The sequence below is a fragment of the Westiellopsis prolifica IICB1 genome (assembly GCF_004323185.1).
Taxonomy (GTDB): domain Bacteria; phylum Cyanobacteriota; class Cyanobacteriia; order Cyanobacteriales; family Nostocaceae; genus Pelatocladus; species Pelatocladus prolificus_A.
Genome location: NZ_NAPS01000001.1, coordinates 1,173,346 through 1,187,959, shown reverse-complemented (window position 1 = coordinate 1,187,959; position 14,614 = coordinate 1,173,346). Strand labels below are relative to the sequence as shown.

The 14,614-nt window shown below is 41.3% G+C and carries 13 protein-coding genes; 5 read left to right on the top strand and 8 right to left on the bottom strand.

All coding sequences use genetic code 11. The features are described 5' to 3' along the window. Positions 1–310: 310 nt before the first annotated feature. Positions 311–1,303 carry a phenylalanine--tRNA ligase subunit alpha gene (gene pheS, locus B4U84_RS05080; RefSeq protein ID WP_131115894.1) on the top strand — a complete coding sequence of 331 codons (993 nt, stop codon included), beginning with the start codon at positions 311–313 and terminating at the stop codon, positions 1,301–1,303. Positions 1,304–1,423: 120 nt separating this feature from the next. Here the strand turns inward: pheS and B4U84_RS05075 are convergent, their stop codons facing one another. Further along, the gene (locus tag B4U84_RS05075; RefSeq protein ID WP_017309451.1) at positions 1,424–2,866 is read right to left on the bottom strand and encodes a RecQ family ATP-dependent DNA helicase; all 1,443 of its coding nucleotides are present in this window, start codon (positions 2,864–2,866) and stop codon (positions 1,424–1,426) included. Positions 2,867–3,157: 291 nt separating this feature from the next. Here B4U84_RS05075 and acs point away from each other — a divergent pair, with 291 nt between their 5' ends. The 4 genes from acs (at position 3,158) to B4U84_RS05055 (ending at position 8,100) form a co-directional block, all read left to right on the top strand. After that, positions 3,158–5,128, top strand: a complete 1,971-nt coding sequence (acs, locus tag B4U84_RS05070; RefSeq protein ID WP_044451525.1) for an acetate--CoA ligase — start codon at positions 3,158–3,160, stop codon at positions 5,126–5,128. A 103-nt stretch (positions 5,129–5,231) separates the two neighbouring features. After that, positions 5,232–5,903 (top strand): tetratricopeptide repeat protein, encoded by a 672-nt coding sequence (locus B4U84_RS05065; protein WP_017309453.1) that lies wholly within the window; start codon positions 5,232–5,234, stop codon positions 5,901–5,903. 322 nt (positions 5,904–6,225) lie between these two features. Further along, entirely contained in the window at positions 6,226–7,101 is an 876-nt protein-coding gene (locus B4U84_RS05060; RefSeq protein ID WP_131115892.1) for a CemA family protein, read from the top strand. A 9-nt stretch (positions 7,102–7,110) separates the two neighbouring features. After that, positions 7,111–8,100, top strand: a complete 990-nt coding sequence (locus tag B4U84_RS05055) for a zinc-dependent alcohol dehydrogenase family protein (RefSeq protein ID WP_017309455.1) — start codon at positions 7,111–7,113, stop codon at positions 8,098–8,100. Between the two features lie 31 nt (positions 8,101–8,131). Here B4U84_RS05055 and B4U84_RS05050 read toward each other — a convergent pair whose 3' ends face one another. The 7 genes from B4U84_RS05050 to B4U84_RS05020 form a co-directional block, all read right to left on the bottom strand. Next, positions 8,132–8,542: a ChuX/HutX family heme-like substrate-binding protein gene (locus B4U84_RS05050; RefSeq protein ID WP_131115890.1), complete on the bottom strand. Its 411-nt coding sequence runs from the start codon at positions 8,540–8,542 to the stop codon at positions 8,132–8,134. Between the two features lie 31 nt (positions 8,543–8,573). Next, positions 8,574–9,527: a PhoH family protein gene (locus tag B4U84_RS05045; RefSeq protein ID WP_017309457.1), complete on the bottom strand. Its 954-nt coding sequence runs from the start codon at positions 9,525–9,527 to the stop codon at positions 8,574–8,576. Between the two features lie 249 nt (positions 9,528–9,776). After that, positions 9,777–9,953: a 30S ribosomal protein S21 gene (gene rpsU, locus B4U84_RS05040; RefSeq protein ID WP_009455158.1), complete on the bottom strand. Its 177-nt coding sequence runs from the start codon at positions 9,951–9,953 to the stop codon at positions 9,777–9,779. 473 nt (positions 9,954–10,426) lie between these two features. Beyond that, complete coding sequence (locus B4U84_RS05035; RefSeq protein ID WP_017309458.1) at positions 10,427–10,837, bottom strand: KH domain-containing protein; 411 nt, start codon at positions 10,835–10,837, stop codon at positions 10,427–10,429. Then, positions 10,818–11,078 carry a 30S ribosomal protein S16 gene (gene rpsP / locus B4U84_RS05030; protein ID WP_016861838.1) on the bottom strand — a complete coding sequence of 87 codons (261 nt, stop codon included), beginning with the start codon at positions 11,076–11,078 and terminating at the stop codon, positions 10,818–10,820. Before rpsP ends, B4U84_RS05035 begins: the two co-directional genes overlap by 20 nt. 408 nt (positions 11,079–11,486) lie before the next feature. After that, a complete protein-coding gene (gene ffh / locus B4U84_RS05025; RefSeq protein ID WP_017309459.1) occupies positions 11,487–12,953 on the bottom strand; it encodes a signal recognition particle protein in 1,467 nt (488 codons plus the stop codon). Positions 12,954–13,546: 593 nt separating this feature from the next. Beyond that, positions 13,547–14,545, bottom strand: a complete 999-nt coding sequence (locus B4U84_RS05020; RefSeq protein WP_131115888.1) for a glycosyltransferase — start codon at positions 14,543–14,545, stop codon at positions 13,547–13,549. Positions 14,546–14,614 lie beyond the last annotated feature (69 nt).

The window sequence follows — 14,614 nt, the reverse complement described above, 5'->3', positions numbered from 1 at the left end:
AACATTAAAGCGTTTGTTCAAAACGTTTTAACGTTGCTTATTAACCTTCCTTGATCCATAGAGAACATTAAAGCGTTTGTTCAAAACGTTTTAACTTTGCTTATTAACCTTCCTTGATCCATAGAGAACATGAAAGCGATCAAATAACGCCTCTGGAGATTCTAAACTGGTAGTGATGAGGTTGTGTTGCAACCGTTGCCTTTGATGCACAATTGACTTATTAATTAATGTCATTAGTCCTTTGTCATTAGTCCAAAGTTAATGACCAATGACCAATGACCAATGACCAATGACCAATGACTACCAACTAATGACAAGTAATTTAGAAACTCAACTATTGGCACTGCAAGAGGAAGGAGAAAAAGCGATCGCAGCTGCTGCTACTTTAGAAACTCTTGAAGAACTAAGAGTCAAGTACCTTGGCAAAAAAGGTAGTTTGTCAGTGCTTCTAGGCGGTATGGGTAAACTCCCAGCCGCAGAAAGACCAAAAATTGGAGCGATCGCCAATACAGTTAAAGAAGCACTGCAAACAAGTCTTGACCAACAACGGGCTACTCTCGAAGCAGCTAAAATTCAGGCCCAGCTAGAGGCGGAAACTATAGATGTGACCATGCCGGGTATTTATCGCCCCCAAGGTCGAGTCCATCCGATCAACGGTATGATCGACAAGACGCTGGATATTTTTGTCGGTATGGGGTATACCGTAGCTGCTGGGCCAGAAATGGAAACAGACTACTATAATTTCGAGGCACTAAATACCCCGCCCGATCACCCCGCCCGTGATATGCAAGATACCTTCTACCTACCAGATGGTAACTTGTTGCGGACTCAAACCTCATCGGTGCAAATTCGTTACATGGAAGCCGAGGAACCTCCAATCCGTGTTGTGGCACCAGGGAGAGTTTATCGGAGAGATAACGTAGATGCTACTCACGCAGCAGTATTTCATCAAATCGAACTTTTAGCAATTGACGAGGGGCTAACTTTTACTGACCTCAAAGGCACAATCAAGACATTTTTGCAACAAATGTTTGGCGATTTGCCTATCCGTTTCCGGGCCAGTTATTTCCCGTTTACCGAACCATCGGCGGAAGTGGATTTGCAGTGGAATGGACGCTGGTTAGAAGTGATGGGCTGCGGTATGGTCGATCCAAACGTTTTGAAATCAGTAGGATACGACCCAGAAGTTTACACTGGCTTTGCTGCTGGTTTTGGTGTGGAACGCTTTGCAATGGTGCTACATCAACTCGATGACATTCGCCGTGTATATACTAGCGATTTGCGCTTTTTGCAGCAGTTTTAAAAATGGTCAATGGTCATTAGTCCTTTGTCATTAGTCCTTTGTCTTTTGTTTAACCAATGACACTTGACCAATAACCATTGTAGAGACGCGATAAATCCCGTCTCTACCAATGACCATTGACTATTGACAATTATCACAATGCCCACAACACCAGTTAGCAGCTTCTTTATTAAAACCAAAGGCGTTTAACAAAAATTGCCAGCGACACTGTTTGGTAAAAAGATATTTATTCATCTGCTTGGCGGCGTGTAATTGTGTTAAGGGCTGGTTTTTCGTACCAGACACAATCGTGTAGTGGAAAGGGTCTAGCCAGTTGAGTTTACCACTACTGTGCAACAGAGAAAGAGCGATCGCAGCGTCAGAAAATTGTCTTGTTACTGCATTCACTTCGCCTGTTTTGGGCAATTTTTTCACTAATTGCTGTGCTTGTAGCTGTTGCGATCGCATTTTATCTGCAAAAAACTTCTGTCTTTGCTTGTCTTGTGGATCTAACCACCCCGTAGGTTCACTTACTAAAGTCATCACTTCTGCTGGTTTACCATCTCGTCCGGCCCGTCCAATTTCCTGTAGGTATTCCGAGAGCAATAAAGGTGCATGAAAGTGAATCACCCAACGTACATCTGGCTTGTTTATCCCCATACCAAAAGCAGAAGTACAAATCACAAATGGTATTTTTCCTTCTATCCAAGCAGTTTCAATCCTGCGACGTTCTTCTGCACCTAGTCCCGCGTGATAACTGGCTGTAACGTAACCCAACTGTTGTAGCCATGTAGCTAAATTCTCGCTATCTCGCCTGCTGCGGACGTAAACTAATCCTGCTGTTTTTTCTTTTTCTGTGATGAATTTTAATAATTGTTGCTTTCTGCCCTGTGGAGTCCAAATTAATCGGACTCTTGGGTTAAGATTAGGACGGTAAGGGTCTAATAGAAATACTGCTGGTTGATTTAGTTGCAAAATTTCTCGAATTGTTTTTTGGGCTAGAGGATCGGCGGTGGCGGTGAAAGCGGCTAGTGTTATTTCTGTTCCTGCTGGTTTTGATTTTAATAACGCTGCCCGCACCGCCCCAATTCTTCGATAGGCTGGTCTAAAAGTTTCTCCCCATTGCACTAAACAGTGTGCCTCATCTAATATCAAACCATTAATTGTAAGTTGTGGCTGACACAATCTTTGCCACACTGGTGGGCTGAGTAAAGTTTCTGGCGATAGATATAATAATCTTAACTTCTGTTGTTCTAAAGCTTGCAGAGTTTGGCGTCGCTGCCAAGAAGGCAATTCGTTATGCAAAAGTGCGGCGTTTAAGTTACGTTGGTGTAGTTCTTGAACTTGGTTTTCCATCAGCGCAACTAAAGGTGAAACTACCAAAGTTAATCCTGTTTGTAACAACGCCGGTAGTTGAAAACAAATAGATTTTCCACCACCAGTCGGCATGATAATTAATGCGTCTTTTTTTGCCAATAAAATTTGGATAATTTCTCCCTGTGGCGAACGAAAATTTTCGTAACCCCAAATTTTTTGAAATGCAATCAGAACGTCATTCCAGGATATTTTTGTAGAGTTATTCATGAGCAGTAGCGGATGAAATTAATTTTGACTATATCCTCTACTGAAAAGTCACTGGCTCAGTAATTATCCTGCCATGAATGGGGCATTGGGAATAACCAACAATTACCAAATTACTAAAGAATAGAAATCAGGGGTTGCGAGGAGACAGATCCCCGACTTTTGAAAAAAGTCGGGGATCTTGCAGCATTTTTTTGTATATGATCCTGGCATTTTTCTTTAATCTTCATGAAAAGTTAAGCACTTGTGTAAATCTGCATACAGAATAGTTTGCAGAACACAATTGAAGCTACTATGTCTCAACCAACCATAGAATCCATCCTCCAAGAAAAACGCTTATTCTCACCTAACTCAGAATTTTCCCAAAATGCTCATATCAAAAGTTTAGAAGATTATCAGCACCTGTACGAAAAAGCCAAAGCCAATCCTGAACAATTTTGGGCAGAACTGGCAGAACAAGAATTAGACTGGTTTAGTAAGTGGGATCAAGTGTTAGACTGGCAACCACCGTTTGCGAAGTGGTTTGTTAACGCTAAAATTAATATTTCTTACAACTGTCTTGACAGACACCTGACTACTTGGCGCAAAAATAAAGCCGCGATTATTTGGGAAGGAGAACCAGGAGACTCACGCACCCTCACTTACGCCCAGTTACATCGGGAAGTTTGTCAATTTGCCAATGTGCTGAAACAATTGGGAGTACAAAAAGGCGATCGCATCGGTATTTATATGCCAATGATTCCCGAAGCGGCGATCGCTATGTTAGCCTGTGCTAGAATTGGCGCACCCCACAGTGTGATCTTTGGTGGTTTTAGTGCCGAAGCCTTACGAGATCGATTAATTGACGCCCAAGCAAAATTAGTGATTACTGCTGATGGTGGTTGGCGTAAAGATGCGATCGTTCCTCTCAAGGAACAGGTAGATAAAGCTTTAGCAGATGGTACAGTCTCAACTGTGCAGAACGTCTTAGTTGTCCAGCGTACCAATCAAAAAACTAACATGGAACCTGGACGCGATCATTGGTGGCATGATCTACAAAAGGGTGTGAGCGCAGATTGTCCCGCCGAACCAATGGACAGCGAAGATATGCTGTTTATTCTCTACACTTCTGGTAGTACCGGCAAACCAAAAGGCGTTGTGCATACAACTGGTGGATACAATTTGTATGCTCACATGACGACTAAATGGATTTTTGATCTACAAGATACCGATGTGTATTGGTGTACTGCCGATGTCGGTTGGATTACGGGACATAGCTACATTGTGTATGGGCCACTTTCCAATGGTGCAACGACTGTCATGTATGAAGGTGCGCCCCGTGCTTCTAATCCTGGTTGTATGTGGGACGTCATTGAAAAGTATGGGGTGACAATTTTTTATACCGCACCCACAGCGATTCGTGCTTTTATCAAAATGGGTGAACATTTACCCAAAGCCAGGAATTTATCTTCTCTGCGCTTGCTGGGAACCGTGGGTGAACCAATTAACCCGGAAGCTTGGATGTGGTATCACAGAGTTATTGGTGGCGATCGCTGTCCAATTGTCGATACATGGTGGCAAACTGAAACTGGTGGAATTATGATCACACCCCTTCCAGGAGCAATTCCCACCAAACCAGGTTCAGCAACTCGTCCTTTCCCTGGGATTCTTGCCGATGTGGTAGATTTGGAAGGTAATTCCGTTGGCGATAACGAAGGCGGTTATTTAGCAGTTCGCTATCCTTGGCCGGGAATGATGCGAACAGTATACGGTGATCCAGAACGCTTTCGCCGCACATATTGGGAACATATTCCCCCCAAAGACGGAAAGTACATTTATTTTGCCGGCGATGGTGCTAGACAAGATGAAGACGGTTACTTCTGGGTGATGGGTCGAGTTGACGATGTGATTAATGTATCAGGACATCGTTTGGGGACAATGGAAATCGAATCAGCTTTAGTTTCCCATCCAGCAGTAGCTGAAGCGGCGGTGGTAGGTAAACCAGATGATCTCAAAGGTGAAGATATAGTAGCTTTTGTCACCTTAGAAGGTGGTAATAGCCCCAGTGAAGAACTCAATAAAGAATTGAAAAAACACGTTGTCAGTGAAATTGGTGCGATCGCTCGTCCTGGAGAAATTCGTTTCACCGATGCATTACCCAAAACCCGTTCTGGTAAAATTATGCGCCGATTGTTACGGAATTTAGCAGCGGGACAAGAAGTATCAGGTGATACTTCCACACTAGAAGATCGAAGCGTGTTAGATAAGCTACGGGAAGGCGCTTAGTTAGTCATTGCATCAGATGTAGAGACGCGCTATGGCGCGTCTTTCTTTAAGATATTCTTATATATATAAATATCAATCCCAAGTAATCAAACATTACTGCGTGATGAAGCCAAAAAATCCTTTCAAATCGAGATTAGGTCAAACTGCTTGTTACTTGAGTCTGGGTATTTTGATCGTCGCAAATACATCGCAGTTTGTTTCTGCACAAGTGGGCTATCCTGGTAATCCTAAACAACACACCCAGGAGCAAAGACTCGCACAACTTCCTGGTGGTGATAGTGGACAGGAGCGATCGCAACTAATTCAAACAGCAAATACTTTATTGAACCAAGGTAATTTAGCTGGTGCGGAAGAGAATTTGCGGAAATTGATCAAAAAGTATCCCAAAGATGCTTTTGGATATTTTCAGTTAGGCAATGTTCTGTTTCGTCAAGAGAAAAAAGACGAAGCTATTAAACAATATCAAGAAGCAATTCGTTTAGATTCTAAATATGCCCTTGCACACAATGGTATTGGAGTTGTGTTTGCTAGTCAAGAACAATGGGATGAAGCGATCGCACAATATAATAAAGCACTAGAAATTAATCCCAATTATGGTGATGCGCTGACTAATTTAGCTCAAGCACAGTGGGAAAGTGGTAAAAAAAATGAAGCGATCGCATCTTTAGAAAAAGCTTTGAGTGTTTTTAAATCCCAAAATAGACCACAAAGAGTACAACGAATTCAAGAGATTTTACGAAAGCTTAAACCTGATGACGATCCAAGTGTATCGTAAGCATTACGATTGATGATATTCTCCCTATCGATAAAAATTGGGTAATTTCTGTTTGAAACTCTTTGCGATCGCATCCCTTGGAAAAGAATTTGATCTAACACAGAACATCACAAATGTTTAAACATATCTGTAGAGACGTAACAATGCTACGTCTCTACATTTGTATTAATATGTCAATATTAGATTATTATCAGGATTTACGCATGGGTAACGGAAAAATAAACCACAGAGAACGCACCAGGACACAGAGAAATAATAGTTTGGCCGGTTTTATGCGTAAGTCCTAATTATGGTAAATTAGTGGATTTAATTAAATCTAACAATGAACAATAAGAATAATGATGCTCACGATCAAAAATCAGATTCATCTAATATAAATGAAATGCGGGTAACACCAGCCTCTCAAAAAACAGGATTTTTACCACGCTCACTTGGTAGAACATTTAATAGAATTAAATCTGATTTTTATCCAGACGCAGAAGAACAACATATTAGAAATTTCCAAATTTCCAGAAACAGGACAAGAATCGCAATTAGATTTTTAATAATGCTGATTCTCGTCCCATTGTTAACTCAATATTTATCTAAGCAATTATTGATCAGTCCGATTGTGGAACGTGTGCGAGGTGAAAATACACCTCAGATTTTCCTAAATGAGGAGATGGAAGAAAAAGCCCTACAAGAACTAAAGTTTTATGAAGAAGAACTCAGATTTGAAAGTTTCTTGCGTAAATCTCCTCCACTTTCTCCAGAACTTATTGAAGCAAAAGTAAAAGATAAAGCCAAAGAAATTGCGGAAAGTTTTCGCCAGGAAAGTCAAAATGCAATTAGTAATGTGTTTGCTGATCTAGTTTCACTTGTTGCTTTTGCTTTTGTAATAGCTACCAGCAAACGAGAAATTGTGATTGTGAAGTCATTTATAGATGATATTATTTATGGCCTTAGCGATAGTGCCAAGGCTTTTTTAATTATTTTATTTACAGATATATTCGTCGGGTTTCATTCACCCCATGGTTGGGAGGTAATTCTAGAAGGAGTTGCAGCACATTTAGGATTACCAGCTAACAGAAATGCCATATTTTTATTTATTGCTACTTTTCCCGTGATATTAGATACGATATTTAAGTATTGGATCTTCCGTTATCTCAGTCGGTTGTCGCCTTCAGCACTAGCTACATTAAAAGAAATGAATGAGTGATAGTTGCTTATGCGTGCAATGCTGTTAGAAGCGCCACGTCAACCTCTGCGATTAGTTGACTTACCTGTACCGAAACCGAATCCAGAACAAGTATTGATTCGTGTTCATGCTTGTGCTGTCTGTCGTACGGATTTGCATATTGTGGATGGGGAATTGACACATCCAAAACTACCTTTAATACCTGGGCATCAAATTGTAGGTATTGTAGAAGCAGTAGGAGAACGGGTAGAAAAATTTCAGCTAGGCGATCGCGTTGGTGTTCCCTGGTTAGGTTATACTTGTGGTCAGTGTCGCTACTGTGTTTCTGGACGGGAAAATCTTTGCGATTATGCGAAGTTCACTGGTTACAACTTAGATGGCGGCTATGCTGAGTATACCGTCGCCGACAATCGTTTTTGCTTTTTTATTCCTGAAGGTTATCCCGATTTACAAGCTGCACCGTTATTATGTGGTGGATTGATTGGTTATCGCGCCTACAGAATGGCTGGTAATGCGGTTGAAAAACTTGGTTTTTATGGTTTCGGTTCTGCTGCCCATATTTTAAATCAACTGGCGCGCTATCATGGGCGTCAAGTTTTTGCCTTTACCCGTGCTGGAGATACTCAAGGACAAGAATTTGCTCGTCAATTGGGTGCTGTGTGGACGGGTAGTTCTGATGAATTACCCCCAGAACCGCTAGATGCAGCGATTATTTTTGCTCCTGTAGGTAAACTAGTTCCTGCTGCTTTACGTGCGATCGCCAAAGGTGGTGTGGTAGTCTGTGCTGGTATTCACATGAGTGAAATTCCTGCTTTCCCCTATGAAATTCTTTGGGAAGAAAGAGTTTTGCGCTCAGTTGCTAATTTAACTCGCCAAGACGGAGAAGAATTTCTCGCCCTCGCACCTCAAGTTCCGATTCGCACACAAGTCAATCTGTTTGACTTGAGTGAAGCAAACGAAGCTTTAGACGCCCTCCGCACTGGTAAGATAGAAGGCTCTGCTGTATTGGTTGTTGATTAATGAAAATCCTACACACAACAATCAACAACCACTAACTAATTTCAGCTAACGGTACAGGTTGCCAAACTTCTCCATATTTTTCCCGAAGAGTGTGCCAAGCCTCTACTTGTCCTGGTTCATACTCGCCTGGTTTACCCCATTGTAAAAATAAACTCAAAGCAGATTCCTGTTTTTCGTCCAGTAACCGGATAGCATATGTCGTGAAATTACCACGTTTTGCTTCACCCGTTTCAAATTTCACTTGAGTAATTTTGTCCATATTCAAGTGAAATTCAAAACCTTCTGTATGCATATTTGCGTATTTACCCTTAGGTAACTCTGCATAAAAGAGCTTTTCGATTTTGCCCCGTGCTTCCAATACTGCCGCGCTACTGGTGACAATTAAACGTAAAGTCCCCAAAGTTTCGCAAGCTTCCAAAAATTCTTTTAATGTATTGGTCATTTGTTCTTTGTCCTTTGTCATTGGTCATTTACTATTTTTCATACTGTTCGTATGCATTAACAATACGTTGAACTAGGGAATGTCGCACAACATCTTTTTGGCTAAATTCACAAAAAGCAATTCCTTCAACATGTCTCAAAATTTTGATGGCCGCTGTCAATCCAGATTCTTGATGTAATGGTAAATCGATTTGTGTGATGTCACCAGTTACCACCATACGGGAATTAAAACCCAAGCGAGTCAACACCATTTTCATCTGGGAAGCTGTTGTATTTTGGGCTTCATCGACAATCACAAAGGCATTATTAAGTGTGCGTCCCCGCATGTAAGCTAAAGGAGCAACTTCAATCACGCCTCTTTCCATCAATGATGGTACCTTCTCTGGGTCAATAAATTCATTAATGGCATCATAAAGTGGACGAAGATAAGGATTAACTTTTTGTTGCAAATCTCCTGGCAAAAAACCGAGTTTTTCACCTGCTTCAACAGCAGGACGAGTGAGAATCAGTTTTTCATACTGGTTAGCAAGCAGCGCCTGTACTGCTACAACTACCGCCAAAAAAGTTTTACCTGTACCAGCAGGCCCGGTACAGAAAATCATGTCATGTTTGTGTAAGGCTTGGATATATTGTTTTTGCCGAAATGTTTTGGCCCGGACTTCTTCGCCTCGCCGAGTTTTAGCTAAGATATCTTTTTGTAAGTCTCGCAGTTCATCTTCTCGATGGGTGTCTAAAGCTTGACGAGCTGTGAGAATATCAGCAGTAGAAACAATATTACCTTTGCTCCACAGATATTCGAGCGATCGCACTAATCGACTAGCTAAATCAACTTGTTTGTCTGTCCCAGAAATATGTAATTCCTGTCCTCGCAGCACAAGTTTAGCACCTGTTTGCTTGGAAATAATTTTGAGATTTTCTTCTCCTTGTCCAGCTAGAGTGATTGCACTGGCTATGTTCGGCAGTTCAATTGTTAAGGCATCTGCCATAATATATATGTACTGTATGATTAATATTTAAGAATCAGGAATTAAGTCTTTTACTTTTAATCAATAAAAAATCATTGATAAATTATACAAAAGCCCACCCCTGTTGAGGGAGCTTTAGGGGTGGGAACCTCAGGTGTCTCTACTTCGTATACCTTTGACTACAACAATTGTTGTTAGTGGCTCTTCATTCAATAAAGCTCTCGGCTTTGTAGTTAATTGCTAACTACAGACTATTGAAAGTTTGTGATCTTAGTAGCGACTACCTTTACGTGCAGCCTCCTCTTTGCGCTTGCGGCGCAGACTAGGTTTTTCGTATCTTTCTCGGCGCTTGACTTCAGATAAAATACCAGCCTTTTGAATTTTCTTTTTAAAGCGTCTTAGTGCCGAGTCAATCGACTCGTTTTCACCTAAACGGACTTCAGCCACTCTCTAGTTCACCTCCTTACAGAGATTATCTGAGTCACTTACTTCATAAACAAACCGCAAGTAATATTTAACTGGTTTTTACTAGCGGCAAAGTTTTATCTCTAATCAATCCCAAAAAGGGAATGTTATTTTTGAGCATCTACTTTAGTGCAATGTTCACAGGTGACGTAACAACAGACCTAATTATTTAACATACCAAATTTGGTAGTTTTTCATCCATTGTCAAAGCAGGGGGGTTAAATAGAAAGTAACCTTGCCAGGACAGGAGTAACCAGACAGCCGTCTAGGATAGGGAGTAGCATTGATTACTACATGTTCCTATGAGAAACTCTAGGTCTGGGAGACAAGCATACTGCGCTTTTTATTTCTCATCCATCATAGATGGTATTAAGTGAGGGGGTTACTCCTAATAAAGGAGTAAAAAATACAACCATTTTGTTGATTGTTAACCCCATTTTTTCTCTAGTTAAGGCCTAGCGGGAACGAGACTTGATCACAGGACGGCTGACATTAACGCGTCTTTCTCTTGATTTAGGAGGCAATCGCTCTTCTCCCTCGTCTTCAAAAGCAGCGCTCTCTCGACCAACATCATTACTGCCATAAATATCTAAGTATACTGAGTGACCAGCAGCTTCAGCAGCAGCAGCGATGACTGTACGAATCGCCTGGATATTACGTCCTCCCCGACCAAACACCTTGCCTTTGTCTGTACTTTCAAAAGCGATGCGAATCCAAGCTCGCTTACGAGTGTGATACATTTCACAATCGACGCTCAAAGACTCAGGAAATTCTAAAAACGGCTGCATCAAAAAACGTACTAACCCAACGTAGTCAGGACTTACTGTTGGGGATTTTGTGACAAATTTAGGAAGCGGCTTTTGCACTGACCTGTTCAAAGACATTAGCTTTCTGTAGGATGCGACGCACGGTGTCACTTGGTTGAGCACCTTGTTGTAGTCGCTTGACGATGCCGGGAACATCCAGTCGTACTTCATCAGTTCTGGGGTTATAGTATCCCAGTTCTTCTAGAGGACGACCATCGCGGCGAGCAAGGCTGTTAATAGCAATTATGCGATAGCTCGCTTCCCGCTTTTTTCCGTATCGCTTCAAGCGCAGTTTAATCATGATTGAGAGACTATTCTCCTATTGTTAGCAACTAGTTTGCAGATAGTTAATCAGGTTTTGGGGCAGGGGGAAAGAGAAATGCTTAAAGGGATTAATTTTTCCTTTTTTCTTTCTCTTTTACCGGATTTTTGCAAGAACAGTTTTTGTAAGAGCTTGAATTTGCTCATTACTTTGGGCTAGTTCCCCTTTATCTCAAGGAGGATCACAACTTGCAGTGCCGGAATGCTAATTTTAGCACTTGCACAGGCTTAACTGCTATTCGTTAATTGTCCTTTGTTATTTGTCATGTGTTATTTGTCGTTTGTCGTACCCTTACGGGTAGGCGCGTAAGCGACTTCTGCAAGTAGCCGAAGAAGGCGCGTCTATGTCCTTGGTCAAAGCCATTGACTAATGACTAATGACCATTGACTATAAACTACCAAAGCCTTTCTTTTTTTTGTCCTTTTTGGGCTTCTTTTTGGTACTAGCACCGCCACTATATCCCCGCCATCCGGGAGGAGCAGGACGATTGCCACCAGCAGCTAGGGGATTGCCCATCCCGCCACCGCCGCCAAACATTCCCGGCATACCAGGAAAGCCACCTTGACCCATTTGCTGCATGAGAGAACGCATTTTTTGGAAGTCACTTACTAGCTTACTGACATCCGCTTCTTTATAACCACTTCCACCCGCAATTCGTCGTCGCCGACTAGGTGAACTAGATAATAAATCTGGATTTTTGCGTTCTTCTTGGGTCATGGAATTGATCATTGCTTCACAGCGCTTAAGCTGAGTTTCCCCTTGTTGGAGCTGATCATTGCTAAGTTTGTTCATCCCTGGAATTAATTTCAGGATACCGCCCAAGGAACCCATGTTTTTCAGCAAGCGCAGTTGCTTGAGAAAATCGGTAAAGTCGAACTTAGCCGACATGATTTTCTCTTGCATTTTCTCGGCATCAGCCAAGTCAAATTCTTCTTGGGCTTTTTCTACTAAAGTGAGAACATCACCCATACCGAGAATTCGTGAAGCCATGCGATCGGGATAAAATGGTTGCAAGGCTTCGACTTTCTCACCTACACCAACAAACTTAATTGGCGCTCCTGAGATTCGTCGTACTGATAACGCTGCCCCCCCACGGCTATCACCATCCAGCTTGGTAAGAATTGCACCAGTAATACCAATTTGTTCGTGAAAAGTGCGAGTCAGATTAGCTGCTTCTTGACCAGTCATGGCGTCCACAACCAAGAGAGTTTCATGGGGTTGGACGACTTCTTTGATCTGGGCTAGTTCCGCCATCATATCTGCGTCTATTTGCAGACGCCCAGCAGTATCAATAATTACAGTATCAATATTTTCTGCTCTGCCCCGCTCTACACCTAAACGAGCAATTTCTACGGGATCAGCATCACTTCCCATTTCAAACACTGGTACGTCAATTTGTTTACCCAGTGTTACCAATTGCTCGATCGCAGCTGGACGATACACGTCTGTTGCTACCATCAAACAAGTACGATCAATTTTGCGGAGGTGTAAAGCCAGTTTAGCTGTAGCAGTGGTTTTACCAGTTCCCTGCAACCCAGCCATTAAAACTATCGTGGGTTGATTTTGTGCTTGTTCTAGGGGTACATTTGTTTCCCCCATTACTTGCACCAATTCATCGTAAACAATTTTGATGAACTGTTCGTCAGGACGCACCCCAGTAATAACCTCGGCTCCCTGCGCCTTCGCTTCAACTTCGTTAATAAACTCTTTAACTACCTGGAGATTGACATCTGCTTCCAACAAGGCGCGGCGGACTTCGCGTAAAGCATCCTGAATATTAGATTGGGAAATTTTGTCCTGTCCCCGCAGTTTTTTCCAAGCAGCTTCTAAACGGTCAGCAAGTGCATCAAACATAATGACTAAATTTGTTTACAAGTAGTTAGCTAGTGATAATATCTCTATACACACTAAGCATTAAGGGGCTTTAAAGGATTTTAGCGGCTTTTGCCTGAGACAGACTCTAGCCAATTCTAAATTACGAAACCAGAAATTCTGGTAAAGTTTGAAGGTACTATTTACCAGCTTAGTGGTTTTGCTCTCCGAGTGTTCCCATCAAGGAGTTCCAAATCAAAAAATATCCATAAGCTGATGTGCGCCTAGATTAAATATTCTTGCGTTAGGACTGTCCAGGGTCAACAGTCCAAAGTCCAAGCTAGTCTTTGACTCTGGACTGTTGACTTTTGACAACCTGCTCGCAAAATATACAATTTAAATGCATAACAGCTTATGAAGATGTGGGACAAAGTATGCTGAAAAGATACGGAATAAAGCAAGCTGGAAAGGCAGCAGGAAATTTTGTAACTGATATAGGACTTACGCAAAATCATGACAAAACGTAGACGCGCTCATAGGCTTGTAAACAACAATAACCCCGACTTCTTAAATAAGTCGGGGAGTTTGCTCTCTCAATTTTTACCACTGCGTTAAATTACATAAATAATTAATTATCAAATTTTGAAATACTTCTTTTTCACCTTATTAAATAGTGTTTGCGATCGCAATCTACTCAAATGCATTCTTGTCAGATTTTTAATATTACCAATATGATATTTTTTATGATCAAAAAAATCATTTAACTCATCTAAAATCACTTCTAAACGTTTGATAATATTTTCATGTCTGTATTCTGCCAAAAGCTCTTCAGATAATGACGATGGTGTCCAATTATTCAGTAACTTCAAAATACGTTTAACATCGTACTCTTTGGAATATCCAGCTATTTTATAGCAATTAAAACCTGGGTCTAAGTAATCAGCTAAACCACCATTAATACTAGAAAAAACTTGACAACCACAAGCCATAGCCTCCAACGGTTGCAAACCAAATCCTTCACTTACGCCTTGTTGCGCCCAGTATTCAGCAGAATCATAGAGATAAATTTTAGCGCGATTGAATAGTCCTGGTAAATCCTCTACATAGGAATTAACAACAAATACCTGGCATTTTTCTTGCAAAGCTGGAATCAATTCTTGCATCAAATACTGCGAAGATTTCCGCATTTGAACTAATACATCTATATCTCTTTGCGAATGTAAATTTTGAAATTCGTTACTAATTTGATTCGGCAAATAATATATTAGTGAATGAGGAGATAATTGTCCCCAATATCCCATAGTATCCCGACTGACACTAATGATCGGAATACTTGCAGGTAATTTAAATCCATAACCTGCACTGTGGGCATGGTAAACAACATTATATTGCTTGAGTTTATTAGCAAGTCGAGCGACATCAAAGCCCCAACTAATCACAAAAATCACATCATCTAAATTTTTATCTTGTAGCAAATCATCAATAAAGAGTTTTCCTTCCTCTCTTTGACGGTAAGTGACAACATCAGCATGGCAAACTTCCTTGGCAAGATTAAATGTTTTTAATTCTGCCCAAAGACCACCACAAGCAAACTTGCTATCTGTCCCGGGAAGTAAAAAGTAAAGCTTTCTCATTAATAAATTGGTTTAGTGGGCATTGGGCATTGGGCATTGGGCATTGGGCATTGGGCATTGGGCATTGGG